We start from the raw sequence: 13,839 nt of genomic DNA on the forward strand, positions 1-13,839 counted from the left end.
TTTGGACACGGATTTACACAGAAAGTCGCTTAGCGCTTGGCGCTATGCGCATAGCGTCTTTTTTGTTTCTGCGGTTATCTGCGTAAATCTGCGTCCTATTAAATTTAGTCTAACGCCTTTTGAAGCCCGTGCATCATAACATAAAGAAAAAAAGGGTTCAAGGATTCCGGGGTTCAATTTTTGAACCCTGTTTTCAAAATATTGGGGATGAATGCGCGGTTTTCTCGGCGATTTGATAGGCTTGGCGGTAAATTTTTTTGGCCTTTTCTTTATCGATTTCGCACCAAGCCCCCGCGATCTCTCTTAAATTTTTTATTCGCTCTCCGATACTATCGTTTTTTTCAACTTCATGAGCGGCCTGTTCCAGTAAACGCTTAGATTCATCTTGGCTCGAATCAATGCTCATGCGCGCCATTTGCAACAGGGAATGAAACCGTATTTCTTTGGGCTCAACCTGCGCAAGAACAGCCAACCCTTTGCTGGGCTCGTAGGCAAACCAGGCTATGGCAATCTCACCCAGGAGGCGTGGATTTTTCTCTTTTTGGGCATGGGAAAAGGCGTTTTCCAGAATCTTGATATTTTCGGCAGTACCCATTTTGCTTAAAACTTCAGCGCTTCCCAGAAGTATCTTTGCCCGGAAGAAGGGCGAAGATGCTTTTGCCGCGATGGCCAGAGCTTGTTCGGGCTCCCAGGAGGATTGCAGGAGGAGAATTTCGGCGTGAATCTTATTTTCTTTACCAATAGAGAGGATTATATTGCGGGCCTCGCTCTCCGCCTTTTTTAAAACTTCCTTCCCCTTTCCCATGTCGAGAGCAGGCCATTGCCGGGCAAGCTGAAGAAGCCTTTGGACCCGCAGGGCCGGATCCTGAATTTTTTCCGCGGCCGCAAGGGTTTTATGCAAAACATCCTCGGCTTTCTTCCGATTCCATTTCCGCAACTGGATTCCCACCTGCAAAAGGGCGTAGGAATACGGTTCTGGAAAATCCGCAGAAATTTTTCCGGCTACCTCCAAAGCTTTCTCCTCATTGACCGGAGCCCATTCAGCCGCCAAACCGCCAAGAAGATAAGACCGTTCTTTCGGTTCTTTGATCTTCTCGATCTCCTGTAGAGCCTTGATGAAGAAAGGAAAGACCCGGGATTCATCATTTTTGGCCATCTCTCTTCCCATTCCCCATTGATAGATTGCCTTCAGCTCAGGTTGGTCTAGTTGATCCGATTTAGACGGAATAATTTTTTTAGCCTGCCGGTCGGCGATCTTCTGGTAAAGATCGAGGCGTAAAGAACTTTCCGATATCTCGTAAGCTGCCTTAATGGCCTCTTTCACGCCCGGGGGGGAATCTTCTTTAACCCAGATTTTGCCGGCCTCTTTAAAGAGCAGGTCGCGGGTCTCCCGGTTGGGGATCTCATGGAGCTTGCGCAGGGTTCTTGTCTTGTCCATCGAAGCAGCTTCCGTCACCAACTGGGATAATAGCTTAGAGGTTTTGATCTCTTCGGGTAACGCCAAAACCCAGTCCATGGCCTTTTCCAAAAGGTAAATGGCTTGGACGGGGTTGGTCTTTTTCATGGTGCCAGCCACTTCTTTAAGAGCCATGGCTCTCTCCAGGGGAAAGGTAGAGGGAAGAGCTTCGGCCCATTTTTTGGCGCGCATCGGGTCGGCCTTGGCCCAAAGACGGATTTCTTCCAGGGTTTGCCGGGCATGAAGCACAGAGGGATCGACTTTTCCCAAGATGGCCTGTGCCTTTTTGGGGTCTGAACTTTTCCAGGATTCAGCAACACTCTCCAAGACCTCGGCTTTAAGCGACAAAGAAAAGATTTCATCCGCGGCCTTTTCGGCCAGGTCAAGGGCCGCCTGGGCTTTTACCCGCTCTATCTGAGCCCATTTCTTCCCCAGTTCAATCAGCGCCAAGGCTCTGGTATATGGGTCAGAGATAGACAAGGCGACCTGGAGGGCCTCTCGGTATAAGGAAATAACTTTTTGCACATCACGGGGCATCCAGAAGGTGGCAATCTTCACGAATGCTCTTTGACGGAAAGCCTCCCAAGGAATTTTTTCGGCGAATTCCGTTGCTTTTCTTTTATCCCGCTGCGTCAACCGCACTGCCAGCTGTTCCAGGATTTCTGAACGATAAAACGGGTCTTCTATCTTTTGAATTATTTTCAGAGCTTCCGCGGGCTCCACCTCAATCATCCTTTTTGCGATCAAACTCTTGATTTTCAGCGCTTCGTCGGAGTCAGATATTTTAGAAGTTTCCACCAGTGCCCGCTGCAGTAACTCGCGGGCTTTCGCCCTGGGAGCGGCTGCGATCTCAGCGACTCGGGTGAAGGAGTAAGCCCGGGTTGCCGGGAAATCAGGGGAAATCTCCGCGGCCCAGCGCTCTGCTTGTTCCCAGTCCAGAGGAGCCCAATGGAAAATCATCTCCTGGAGGGCAAAGGCCTGGAGTTGGGGGGTCAAACTTTGAAATTTTCCCAAGACTTTTGCCGCCCAGATATTTTTCTCGTGAGGATTTTTTTGCCCGCCGGTGGCAGCGATGCGAATGAAAGCTTTTATTTGGGGATACGACGGAGAAATGGATTCCGCTGCCTTCCAGGCTTCTTCTAAGAGCTTTCCGTTATGTTCCTGAACGCGGGTGACAAGAGCTACATGGGTTAGCGATAGAGCTTTTAAAAAGGGGTCATTGATCAAACGGGATAGTTCTACCGCCCGATCTTCATTTATTTCTGCCCAGGCTTCAGCCAGGGGTTTAAGCTCCTGATCCCGGATCCCCCGATCTTTGATTTTCAAAGTTTCTTGGGAAGCCGATTCTAAAGCTCCCCGACCTTGGTGAGGGTTGGTCCGGGCCCACTCTTCGGCTACCGCACGGAGGCCCCAGGTTCGCCCTTTTACAGAGCGGAGCTCATCGCGCAGGTCCAGGACAGTATTAAAATCCACCCCCTGCTTTTGGGCCATCTCTCGGTCAGGCCACGGGGAAATGACTGCTTCCAGCGTTGCGACTTGGTTGGCCTTTTCCCGAGCTCTTAGAGCGATCTGCCAGGATAACTGAAAAGCTTTTTCAGATGGGCCGGCTTCGATCTTTGACCACTGCCGGGCCAAATCCGCCAGAACAATGGATTGGGAAAAAGTTTCTTCCATTCTGCGGGAAGATTGGGTGACCACCGCAAGGGACTGTTCCCATCGTTCCTGATTCGGGTTTTTCTTCGCGGGTTCCTTTGGTCCATAAGAACACGCGCCTACCGAAAAATTTGCCCCTATGAGCAGGAAAAGAAGGAGCATTTTCCCCATGCGGTTTAGCTTGTGATAGCCAACTGCCCCAAGGGCGAAGAGCCCGAGAAAAATTAAACTACCCAGGCCGATCAACCAGCGGCGGGTAGATTCATCTCTGACCAGAAGGGTCCGTTCATAAACCTTTTGTAGGACCGCTCTCTGGCTTGAAGATTCTTGAGCAAATTGGGCAACGGAGGCCTTTTCAAGGTTCTTCAGTTCAGAGAAGGATTCGGCAATTTCTACAACTTTTTTCTTCAGAGTATTCCCTTCCCGGTCCAGAGGGTTTATAATCTGATCCAGCTTGAGGATCCGGTTTTCGGTGAAAAAAACTTCCTCGGAGAGCGAACGTACTCCGGGACATGGGTCCAGTTTGGCATGATAAACGCTTCTGGACCCGGCAATGCGGGAAGGAGAAAAAGGCTGAGAATATTTTTGGCTGTAATTCTGGGAATGACATTCCAGGCAATAAGCCGCTGGTTTGGCCGATGAAGGAGAGGCCATCATCCCGAAGAACAAAAAACTTGCCCCGACGAAAACAATTTTGGGCCATATTTTCATTCGCCCTTGCCTCTGCGGAAAGATATCAAGCTCTTCATCGCCTGCCAGAAGATCTGCCGCTTTAAATAATGGATTCCCCGGGTAGGGCTGATGTGCTTGGGGCAGACATCCGTGCAGTTGAATTCCATGTGGCAGCGGTATACTCCGTTTTCATCGCCTAAGCGGGCGAGTCGGTTGCCGGGCCAATCCCGGGAATCGGCAATGAGGCAAAAAGCCCGGTTCAATCCCATCGGCCCGATGTACTCCGGAGCCCAGTGCATCATCGTACACGCCGAAACGCAGGAGCCGCAGGCTATACACTCGGTATTCATTCCGATTATCTTTCTCTCTCGGGAAGTGGGTTTAATTATAGCTGGCTCCAAAGTAGAAGTCCGGGGGATAAAGTAAGGCTCTATTTTTTTTAGGCGATTGATCAAAGATTTTAGATCAACGGTTAGGTCTTTGATAACGGGTAGGTGACGTAAAGGCGTAAGGGAAATTGGCCCGGAACCCAGATCTTTAACCAGCGTTTTACAGGCCAATCCTTCCTTCCCGTTGATCACCAGGGCGCAAGAACCACACATGGCCAGCCGGCAGGAATAACGAAAGGAAAGGGTTTTATCTTGGGTTTGTTGGATTTTGAAGAGGGCATCCAACACCGTAACCTTTTCCGTATCTCCCCAATCCACGGAAAATTCTTGTTCATAGGGTGCGGCGTCTTTTCGAGGATCGAAACGAAAAATTTTAAAAATATAATCCATATTATTTATTTATTTCAGTAAGATATTATGGTTTTGATAAAATATTACTTTATGTCTCCCAGCGGCAAATAATTCCATACCCAAAAAAGCCCCAAGAAGGCAAGAAACAGGAAAACGATGAAGAGAAATTTCTGGGTCTTCACGTTGGCCCCCAAGTCAATCAACAAAACCCGTATTCCTAAGGAAGCATGGAAAGCCACGACCAGAAGAAGCAGGAATTGCAAAGGCCGGCGATAGGGCAAGAAAAAATGAAGCGTCAAAAAGAGCAAGATGAGAATCGCTGAAACTCTTTGTAATAACCAAGCCCACATACCCGGCAGCGTACTCCTCCAGACTTGGGCCTCCCTCACTTCTCTTTTCAAAGTCCATTCTTTTCCGTTGGCCACTTTTTTCTCCTTAATTGCCAAAATTCTCTAACCTATTGCCCATAGACTATTGCCTGTTTTCATTCAAATCCGATGTCTTCCGGCTTCAGCCGATTGAGAACCACTGGCCGCTCGTAGATTTTCGTTTCCCCTTTTTCGCGCTTGATAAAAAAGTTTTTCAGGTACTCTTTATTATTTTTCTTGGGAAAATCATTCCGGTAATGGGCCCCGCGGGACTCTTGACGCTTCAGGGCGGATTGCCCAACGATTGCGGATACATCCAGAAGATTGCGCATGTTCAACCAATCATTCCAAGAAATGTTACAGGCTTTTCCCCCGGCGACTCCCACCCGATTCATTTTTTCCTGCAACTCCTGGATGATTTGCAGTCCTTCCAACAATCCTTTCTCTTCCCGAATAATCCCCAATTTTTCCCAATTACTCAGGCGTAGCGTTTCTCTAAGGGGGTAAAGATCCACTCCTTCCCGCCCGAATGGGGCTTCCATTTGCTTGATCAATTCCTCTACCGGTCTCTCGTCAAAGGGGGCCAGTTCCCGGCCGATTACGTCGTGGGCCATCGAGTCCCCGGCAATCCCTCCGAAAACGGTTGAATCAGCGATGCCGTTACCCCCTAAACGGTTGGCTCCATGAACACCCCCAGCATCTTCTCCGGCAACGTATAGTCCATCCAGGTCGGTCAAACACCGGGTATCGATCCGGGCACCTCCCATGAAAAAATGGGCGGTTGGCGAAACCTCTACCCGCTCATTAGCCAGGTCAAATCCGTAATCCCGGCAGCGTTCGACCATCCCTGGAAAATTTTTTTTAACGAAATTTGGACCCATTACCGAGGCATCGATAAAAACGCCTCCATTCGGGGTTCCCCTCCCGGCTGTGATCTCCATAAAACTGGACCGGGAAACAACATCCCGGGTGGCCCGTTCCTTGACCTCAGGGGCATAGCGCTCCATGAAGCGTTCACCCAGGACATTGAAAAGTTGGGCCCCGGCTCCCCTCAGGCCTTCCTCTAAGAGAGTTCCTGAAGTATTGGACCCTTTGACTATCAGGCCCGTGGGATGGAACTGGACCATCTCCATGTCCACCATCTCGGCGCCCGCTCGGTAGCAGAGAGCAATTCCATCCGCTGATTTGTCCAGAGAGGGTGCAAAAAGCTTATACATGGTAGGCCCGCCGCCAGTGGCTACAAGCGTAGTCCGGGCGTGAGCAATAAGAAACTCCCCCCGGGTTACCTCCAAGAGTAAAGCTCCGACAATCCGGGTACCCCCCTTATCCCAGAGAAGCTCCACAGCACGGTGTTCATCCAGGTATTCGATATCTCGTCGGAATACTTGCTCGGAAAGGCGGGAAACAATCTCAATGCCCGTAAGATCTCCTTTGTGAACCGTGCGATCGAAACTCTGCCCGGCAAAAGGCTTCTGATGGATGGTTCCGTCTGGATTGCGGTCGAAGAAGCAACCGTACTGGGTCTCCATCTCTTTGATCCGCTGGGGGGCCACAGTGACCAGTTCCCAGGTCAAATCCTGGTTGTTGATAAACTGCCCTCCTTTGAGCGTATCCTGAAAATGTTTAGCGAAGGAATCGGCGGGGTTCAGAACTACGTTGTATCCCCCCTGGACCATGCGCGAGCATCCACCTTTGCCAATAATGGCTTTGGTGACGAGCAGGATCTTTATATTTTTCCCGGCATCAGCCGCGTGGAGAGCAGCACAAAGGCCGGCCCCTCCAGCTCCCAGGATTAAAACGTCTGTCGTTACTACCGGAATAGAAATTTTGCTCATTTTTCCCTTCATTCAGGTTCATAAGGACGCAGATTTTCGCAGAGGCACGCAGAAAATTATTTGTTAAAACTATAAAAAGCCTTAGCCCCCATCCCTCTTTTATTTCTTTATATTTTAGAGAATCCTGGAAATCTGCGTCCCAGACATTATTATTGGTACAATCCGAAATCAATAAATTGCTTTCGCTCCACGGCCTTGAATCTTTCTTTTTGAGGATCCAGGGATAAAAGGTAAGCTGCCAGGGCTTCCAGATCTTCAAGGGAAATCTCGTAGCGGGGCATGGTTGTTCCTGGCTGGTAAATCCGGGGATTCAGGATAAAATGCTGAATCCACTCGGTAGATCGCTTCCGCTGTTTAATCACACTCACATCTGGACCTTCTCGCCTTCCTTCCCTGCCGAATATTTGGTGGCAATAAGCGCAATTTTTTTCCAGATACACTTTGGCTCCTCGAATTTCGGAAACCAGAAGGGTCCTTTCAGGGAGGATAATCCTTTCCCCGTAACGCGCATTGGCCATTCCCAGGAAACTGAAATAAAGGACAACAACCAAAAAAGTTGCCGCTAAACCCAGAGAGAGAGGACGGAGTAATATCCTCCGTTCAGGATTCCGGTCGATGTAAGGTAAGAAAAAAAGCAATATAACAAAAGAAATAATCGCTAACAGGCTCAGCAATGGATAGGCTCCGGCTAAAAACTTCAGCGTCTCTTCCAAATAAAGGAAATACCAAGGAAGAAAGATTCGTTCGGGATTGGCCAGGGGATTGGCCGCTTCTTGAAGCGGATCGGAAAACCAATTGGGAACAAAGGTTATAGATGCTAAGAGAATAGCGGTGGTGATCCAGGCGATTGATATCCCGTGGAATCGTTGGCACTCGTTTTCCTCCGTCATCTTCCCGATTGATTCCATTCGCTGACGGCGGAAGAGAAGCAAGGCGACCAGCGCCGAAAAGCCTATGTGCATGCTATAGAAGCGCATCAGGGAGGTTCCAGCCAGCTCTTTTCCCCCCCGAATAAAATCAACTAAAAAGCTGCCGCAATAAGGGATGGAAGAAAGATTGGACAAAACCGTAGCCGTTCCCCAGAAAGAAGCCTGCGAGAGGGGGAGAAAAAAGCCGGTGAAATTCACCCAGAGGGTGATGCCGAAAGCAAAGACCCCAAACACCCAGGCCGCTGGCCGTCTGGCCTTGTAATCGCCCCGGTAAAAAACTTGTAAGAGGTAAAGAAATAAAAGGATAAGCAAAATATTTCCCCCAGCTCCATGAATCCGGCGCATCATCCATCCAAAAGGGACTTGTTCATTCAGCCGCCCTACGGAGGAAAAAGCCTGCCCGAATTGAGGGACGTAATACACCATAAGGAAAATACCTGAAACCAGGGTCAGCGTGAAAACCCCCCCAAGGGCATACTGGAAGTTCCACCCGGAACGCGAAGTTTCCGGCCTGATTTGATTCTGGGAAAATCCTTGGCTCATCCTAAACAATTCCTATTAAAACTTTGTCGTTCTTAACCTGAACATTCCACCGCTCCAGAGGCGATGACGGAGGACCACTCAGCACTCTGCCCTGAGCGTCAAAGATGGCATCATGGCAGGGACAATAGAATTCTTTTTTTTCTGGTTTCCAGGCCACTGTGCAAGCCAAATGGGTGCAGACCAGGGAAAAGGCTTGCAGACTTCCGTCTTCATCTTGCATCGCGATTCCCGGTAGTTCTCCATACTGAAAGGTATAGAATCCCCCGGCGGTAATTTTATTTAAAGGAATTTCCAGCGACGGAAGGGCTCCTCCTCCAGGAGCAAGGAACCGATATAACCCATAGAATAAACTCCCCAAGCCGACCGCCGCGAAAAAGCCTCCAAGTCCCTTCAGCAGCCCTCTGCGGTTGGTTAAGAAGGAAGCTTCTTTGCAGGAGGCGCTGGCTGGCGTTTGAGTCCTCAAATCTCCTTTGATCTGGAGGTTCATCCTCTTTCACGCTCCTGGGTCGGCCAGTACAAGGAAGCCTCGGGAATATTCGTTTCTTTGGCACCGATGTATCCATGGCACCGATTGCAGGATTGCTGTGGATTATGGCAGAGTACGCATTCGCGCTCGTTGAAGTCTCCGCCGTTTAGCGCTTTTTTATGCGTCGCCCGCCACCGCTCCAAGGGAGAGTGGTATTCGGCAGCGACGGTACCCCGCTCCATGACAACGGTTAGGGGACCTGAACCCTTAACCTCGGGTTTTTGCACCTGCTGGCAGCCCAGCAAGCCAAACAGCACGATGAAACAAAAGGTAATCCAATAATTGATTAAACTCATCGGCAAATTCTAAAAACCCTTGGGACGCAGATTTTCGCAGATACACGCAGCAACAAATTCTAATCATAAAGAATTCAGGAGACAGGAATCAGTAGTCAGAATGAAAGGTATGTTCCATTTATCTTCTGGATTTTGAATGCTGTCTTCTGTATTCTCTTTTTCGATCCTGCAAATCTGCGTTTACCCTGTTAGATAGTAAACATCTAACAGGGTGAATCTCGTCCAATAAATTTATTTCAAAACCAGCGCTCTTCCCAAAAGGTCATGAACGCCGCCTACTTCACAATTGACCTGATGGTGTTTCATCACTTCGGGTAGATTGGCTTTGCAAATGGCACAGATCGTAGCCAAATAATTGGCGCCGGTCGACCGGCAGGCTTCGGCTCTGGGTTTCCCGCCGGACAGGCGAATTTCCATAAGTTCATCGGCCAGAAGGCCGCCACCGGCACCGCAGCAGTAGGTTTTTTCGCGGATGGTGTCCGGATGCATTTCCACAAAATGGTTACACGTGGCCTTGATAATGTTCCGGGGGGGTTCAAAATACCCTGCACCCCGGGCTACGTTGCAGGGATCGTGGTAGGTAACCAGAAACGCGTCATTGGCCGTTTTATCAATTGGGAACGCCCCTTTGGAAATCAGCTCCCAGGTCAGGTCGCAAATATGGGCCGGATAAGGAATCTCCAAAAAATCCATCGGTCCGCTCAAAGTAGAGGTAAAGGCCAGACCGGCCCTCCAAGCATGACCTCACTCCCCCCAATAGATTTTTTTTACCCGCAATTGGTGGGCCGCCTCCAGGATCCGGTTGTTGATCTTCTTCAAGTTGGCATAATTTAAAAACAGGCCAAAGTTTCCGCCCTCGTTGCAGTAGGTACTGGTAGTCCAGGAAATGCCGGCGGCGTGAAACATTTTGGCATATCCAATCATAGTATTGGTATTGACAAAGTTATCCGCGGAGGGTGGCACGAGAAGGACGTCTGCACCCACCACGTCCACCGGAAATTTGACCTCCACTCCTTCAATCTCCTTGAGGTCCTCTTCCAGAAAAGCGCAGTTATCCTTCCAGGCTGGAGCCCAGATTCCCAGGTTATTTCCTGCATCGTAAACCTTGGCCACCACCTCAGTAACATACTTGGTAGCGACCCCAGCGGCTGCCATGATTTCCCGGGCGGCCATGGTGATCTCCGCGGTATCGATCCCGTAAGGACAAAAAACGGAACATCGGCGGCATTCACTGCATTGGTAAAAGTAAGTAAACCATTCTTGAAGAACCTCTTCGTTCAGCTCCTCGGACTCATTGGCCCATCCCCATATCTTCCCGCCCAGGGTGAAGTATCTTTTATAGACCTTGCGGAGAAGGTCAGCCCGGGCGACGGGCATATTTTTCGGATCTCCCGTTCCTAAGAAAAATTGGCATTTATCGGCGCAGGCGCCGCATTTCACGCAAATGTCCAGAAAAAGACGAACCGACCGGTATTTGTCCAGAACCTCAGCCATTTTTTTCAACATGGCTTCCTTCCAATCCGGCAAACGCTCCTTGGGCAGGTCAATTTTGACCATATCCTTCTCTTTGGCTGGGTGGCATAGCTGGTGCCTGGAAGAACCGATCTTAAGGGCGGGGGTGGAAACCGGAACTTTCATCCTTTTTTCCCTTCCCCGGGCCCTGCCGGAGACGGTTTGTATTTTTCTGGAGGAAAGAGGTTCTGCGGGTTATAGGATACAGGGAAATCCCAGGGGTTGACAAACCGCTGCTCCCAATTGGCCCTTTGGTTCCGCGTGGGGCTGAAAAAAAGGCCACCCGCGTGCATAAGTTTGCCAAAAGGGAAATAGATCATCAAAACCATTACCAGAAGGAAATGTAGAGCGAATAACCAGCTAATTTCGGGAATCAAGGGTTGAAAATAAACCAGTCCGAGGATCAAAGCTTTGACATCGACAACATAGGTTCTGAAAAAAACTTCCAATAAAATTCCGCTAATCGCAATCGCCATAATTAAAAAAAGAGCAAAAAAATCTCCCAGAATGGAAATGTAAAGGTTCCGCTCCATAACTAACCGACGGGCCAGTAAGAAAGCGAGGGGAAATGGAATGAGATAGCCGGCATAAAGGCCTAAAGTCTGCATTGCTACCACCCATCCCGGTACGGGATAGAGAAAAAACCTTAAATGCCGCAGGATAACCAGCCAGAGGAAGACGTGGAAAAAAAAGCCACCCAACCAAAGGAACTTATCTCCTTTAAAAAGGCTGGGAAACCATAAAACATCACCGGCCAACCGGAAGATTACACCGCCGGAGGTCCTGGGAGCGGGCGTGGTAACGATGCGCAGGGGGACGGGGGTACGAGCCCATCGCCAGAATCGGTACAGGACGCCAAGGGTAAAAATCCCTATACTGATATAAGGCAGATAGATAAAAAGAAATTTTGTTGCCATTCCTTTGGATTAGGGAGAAATTCCCAGACGCTTGTAAATTTCCGGTAATTTCTTTTCTGCCTGGGCTTTCACTTCGAAATATAGGTGGTTCCCGTGCGAATCCATGGCTACGATCAGAGGCCCAAAGTCTTTTACTTTAAACTGGTAAAGCGCTTCTGGATGAATATCTTCCCAATAAACTTTCTCTACCTCGACGATCTGATTGGTCTCCACTGCTGCCGCCCCGCCGACAATGGCCAGGTAGCAGCCTCCAAATTTCTTCATGGCTTCCAGGCTGGCCTGGTATTGCCCCCCCTTGCCGATAATGGCCCGTACGCCATACTTCTCCATTAATCCGGGGGTAAAACGGTCCATGCGGCCACTGGTCGTGGTACCCACGCACACCTTTTCCCATCGGTCCCCCTTTTTTTTCAGGCTGGGGGCGGTGTGTAAACAGACTGCCCCTTGTAGGGAGACCGGCGGATCCATTTTATGGTCGAAGATGCGAATTTGGGTGAGGTCACGAATGCCAAAAATAGTACCGTTGAGGATTACGCTATCGCGGACATGAAGCTTTCTTACCACCTCTTCCGTCAGGGGAGTTGTCAAAGTATAGGTGGCCATCTTTCCCTCCTTTGCTAAAATAAAATTTGCATTTCTTCTTCCGCCCTACCCCCTACACCCATTTTTAAAATCCATACTCCACCTTTCCATCCGGATAAATCTTCGCCCGGGCTCTCCGGGCCGGCCAGCACTGCGTGTTTACGGCCACGGGGTTCTGGGTAATGTGAGTGTGGGCCCATTCGATATGCACAGCCAGAGTGGAAACCGAACCGCCCAGCCCCATCGGCCCAAACCCCAAGGAATTGATGGCCTCATAAAGTTCATCTTCCATTTGGGCAAAGAAGGGGTCATGATTATGGGAGCCCACCGGCCGAGCGATTGCTTCTTTGGCTAATTTACTTACCAGGTCAGCGGTTCCGCCGATCCCAACCCCTATAACCCCTGGAGGGCATGGGTTCGAGCCGGATTGCAGAACCGTATCGACGACAAACTTCTTTATAACGGCAACTCCATCGGCCGGGATAAACATCTTCATGGCGCTCACGTTTTCAGATCCGGATCCTTTAGGGATCATAAGGATTTCTAAAAAGTCGTTTTCCGGGACGAAGTCCCAATAGATAATGGGTAACCCTTCTCCCACGCTGGTTTGGGGATTCACGCGGGTGACCGGATGGGTGGAACTTCCGCGAAACGGGTATTCCCAAGTAGCTCTTTTGGCGCCCTCTTTCAAAGCGGCGGCTACCCGGGCGCCGTCAACGGAAAATTTACTCCCGATTTTGACCATGTAAATGGGCAGCCCGGTATCCTGGCAGATGAGTACGTTCTGCTGGTCAGCTACTTCCACGTTACGCAGGATGGTCTTCAGAATCTCCTTGCCGGTGGGATTGGTTTCCCGGTCCAATGCTTTTTTCAGTGCCTCGCGTACATCGGGCGGCAGGATTTTCAAAGCGCGAATGTAAAGTTCCTTGGCTGTATCTTCGACGAGCTGGTAGGTGAACTGGGTCATTACCTTTCCTCCTTGCTCTTCGATGGTTGCTTCCCACCATCGCTCAAAAAGATTTTAATGTTTTCCATGACGCCATTTCTTACGTTCCGGATATGTTGCCTCATCTTCCGCTCACATTCCTCCGGGTCATTTTTCCGGAAAGATTTGATAATTTCCTTATGTTCAGCCAGGGAAGTCTTCATCCGCCCGGATAATCCTACGGTGGTCAAGCGGAACATGCGGATATGGTCATGCAGGCTGGAGATAAGGTTGATCAGACGCCTGGCCTCGGAAAGGCTAACAATCGTTTGGTGAAACTTGAAATCTTCCCGGGAATACCGCTCAACGTCTTTTTCACTGAAAGGCTCCTCGAATCCCTGGACACAAGACTCTAACTTACCCCGGTTCTTTTCATCCATTCTTTCCGCGGCCAGGTAAGCGGCCAAACCTTCCAGGTTTTCGCGGATGAGAAATAGTTCGAAGACGTCTTTGGCCGAAAACTGAACGACAAAAGCACCTCGCTGAGGAAAGGTCTCGACGAGTCCCTCTTTTTCCAGACGGTTGATAGCCTCCCGCACAGGCGTTCGGCTTATGCCCAAGCCCTGGGCTAACTCGCTTTCGTTCAGCTTGTCACCGGGAGAAATTTGTCGCTCTAAAATAATGCGTTTCAGCTTCTGGTAAGCCTGATTCCCTAAGGAGAGATTGGATTGCTGGATTTTTTGCATAAGAATTTTTGCCAGGGTTAAATTTTGTATAATTTATACATTATGCATTTTAGTGTGTCAAGTATTTTTTTAGGATTTTTTCAGAAATTCACATCGTTGACAGATTAGCAAACACCTACTAAATTGGAAATTAGAACCT

At 49.5% G+C, this 13,839-nt stretch carries 13 protein-coding genes; all 13 read right to left on the reverse strand.

Features of this window, described 5'->3' with window-relative positions; genetic code table 11:
* Positions 1–193: 193 nt before the first annotated feature.
* Positions 194–3,820, reverse strand: a complete 3,627-nt coding sequence (locus Q7V48_14790; protein MDO9211993.1) for a hypothetical protein — start codon at positions 3,818–3,820, stop codon at positions 194–196.
* On the reverse strand, positions 3,817–4,560 hold the full coding sequence (sdhB, locus tag Q7V48_14795) for a succinate dehydrogenase iron-sulfur subunit (protein MDO9211994.1): 744 nt from the start codon (positions 4,558–4,560) through the stop codon (positions 3,817–3,819). The genes Q7V48_14790 and sdhB overlap by 4 nt, the downstream gene beginning before the upstream one ends.
* Positions 4,561–4,604: 44 nt before the next feature.
* Complete coding sequence (locus Q7V48_14800; protein MDO9211995.1) at positions 4,605–4,946, reverse strand: succinate dehydrogenase; 342 nt, start codon at positions 4,944–4,946, stop codon at positions 4,605–4,607.
* A 59-nt stretch (positions 4,947–5,005) separates the two neighbouring features.
* The gene (locus tag Q7V48_14805) at positions 5,006–6,724 is read right to left on the reverse strand and encodes an FAD-dependent oxidoreductase (protein MDO9211996.1); all 1,719 of its coding nucleotides are present in this window, start codon (positions 6,722–6,724) and stop codon (positions 5,006–5,008) included.
* A gap of 149 nt (positions 6,725–6,873) precedes the next feature.
* Positions 6,874–8,196, reverse strand: a complete 1,323-nt coding sequence (locus Q7V48_14810) for a cytochrome b N-terminal domain-containing protein (GenBank protein MDO9211997.1) — start codon at positions 8,194–8,196, stop codon at positions 6,874–6,876.
* Between the two features lies 1 nt (position 8,197).
* Positions 8,198–8,683, reverse strand: coding sequence for a Rieske 2Fe-2S domain-containing protein (locus Q7V48_14815; protein MDO9211998.1), 486 nt, complete (start codon positions 8,681–8,683; stop codon positions 8,198–8,200).
* Positions 8,680–9,018 (reverse strand): hypothetical protein, encoded by a 339-nt coding sequence (locus Q7V48_14820; protein ID MDO9211999.1) that lies wholly within the window; start codon positions 9,016–9,018, stop codon positions 8,680–8,682. The genes Q7V48_14815 and Q7V48_14820 overlap by 4 nt, the downstream gene beginning before the upstream one ends.
* Before the next feature lie 231 nt (positions 9,019–9,249).
* On the reverse strand, positions 9,250–9,711 hold the full coding sequence (locus Q7V48_14825) for a heterodisulfide reductase-related iron-sulfur binding cluster (protein MDO9212000.1): 462 nt from the start codon (positions 9,709–9,711) through the stop codon (positions 9,250–9,252).
* Positions 9,712–9,762: 51 nt separating this feature from the next.
* Complete coding sequence (locus tag Q7V48_14830; protein MDO9212001.1) at positions 9,763–10,656, reverse strand: (Fe-S)-binding protein; 894 nt, start codon at positions 10,654–10,656, stop codon at positions 9,763–9,765.
* Entirely contained in the window at positions 10,653–11,447 is a 795-nt protein-coding gene (locus tag Q7V48_14835; protein MDO9212002.1) for a respiratory nitrate reductase subunit gamma, read from the reverse strand. The genes Q7V48_14830 and Q7V48_14835 overlap by 4 nt, the downstream gene beginning before the upstream one ends.
* Positions 11,448–11,456: 9 nt before the next feature.
* Positions 11,457–12,050: a FumA C-terminus/TtdB family hydratase beta subunit gene (locus Q7V48_14840; protein ID MDO9212003.1), complete on the reverse strand. Its 594-nt coding sequence runs from the start codon at positions 12,048–12,050 to the stop codon at positions 11,457–11,459.
* Between the two features lie 64 nt (positions 12,051–12,114).
* Complete coding sequence (locus Q7V48_14845) at positions 12,115–12,996, reverse strand: fumarate hydratase (protein MDO9212004.1); 882 nt, start codon at positions 12,994–12,996, stop codon at positions 12,115–12,117.
* Entirely contained in the window at positions 12,996–13,700 is a 705-nt protein-coding gene (locus tag Q7V48_14850) for a GntR family transcriptional regulator (protein ID MDO9212005.1), read from the reverse strand. Before Q7V48_14850 ends, Q7V48_14845 begins: the two co-directional genes overlap by 1 nt.
* Between the last annotated feature and the right edge of the window lie 139 nt (positions 13,701–13,839).

The organism is Deltaproteobacteria bacterium (assembly GCA_030654105.1).
GTDB lineage: Bacteria > Desulfobacterota > SM23-61 > SM23-61 > SM23-61 > JAHJQK01.

Excerpts from the sequence above, each read along its gene's own strand:
- Q7V48_14790 (MDO9211993.1), bottom strand. The coding sequence starts at position 3,820 with ATGAAAATATGGCCCAAAATTGTTTTCGTCGGGGCAAGTTTTTTGTTC.
- sdhB (MDO9211994.1), bottom strand. The coding sequence starts at position 4,560 with ATGGATTATATTTTTAAAATTTTTCGTTTCGATCCTCGAAAAGACGCC.
- Q7V48_14805 (MDO9211996.1), bottom strand. The coding sequence starts at position 6,724 with ATGAGCAAAATTTCTATTCCGGTAGTAACGACAGACGTTTTAATCCTG.
- Q7V48_14810 (MDO9211997.1), bottom strand. The coding sequence starts at position 8,196 with ATGAGCCAAGGATTTTCCCAGAATCAAATCAGGCCGGAAACTTCGCGT.
- Q7V48_14815 (MDO9211998.1), bottom strand. The coding sequence starts at position 8,683 with ATGAACCTCCAGATCAAAGGAGATTTGAGGACTCAAACGCCAGCCAGC.
- Q7V48_14820 (MDO9211999.1), bottom strand. The coding sequence starts at position 9,018 with ATGAGTTTAATCAATTATTGGATTACCTTTTGTTTCATCGTGCTGTTT.
- Q7V48_14825 (MDO9212000.1), bottom strand. The coding sequence starts at position 9,711 with ATGGATTTTTTGGAGATTCCTTATCCGGCCCATATTTGCGACCTGACC.
- Q7V48_14830 (MDO9212001.1), bottom strand. The coding sequence starts at position 10,656 with ATGAAAGTTCCGGTTTCCACCCCCGCCCTTAAGATCGGTTCTTCCAGG.
- Q7V48_14835 (MDO9212002.1), bottom strand. The coding sequence starts at position 11,447 with ATGGCAACAAAATTTCTTTTTATCTATCTGCCTTATATCAGTATAGGG.
- Q7V48_14840 (MDO9212003.1), bottom strand. The coding sequence starts at position 12,050 with ATGGCCACCTATACTTTGACAACTCCCCTGACGGAAGAGGTGGTAAGA.
- Q7V48_14845 (MDO9212004.1), bottom strand. The coding sequence starts at position 12,996 with ATGACCCAGTTCACCTACCAGCTCGTCGAAGATACAGCCAAGGAACTT.
- Q7V48_14850 (MDO9212005.1), bottom strand. The coding sequence starts at position 13,700 with ATGCAAAAAATCCAGCAATCCAATCTCTCCTTAGGGAATCAGGCTTAC.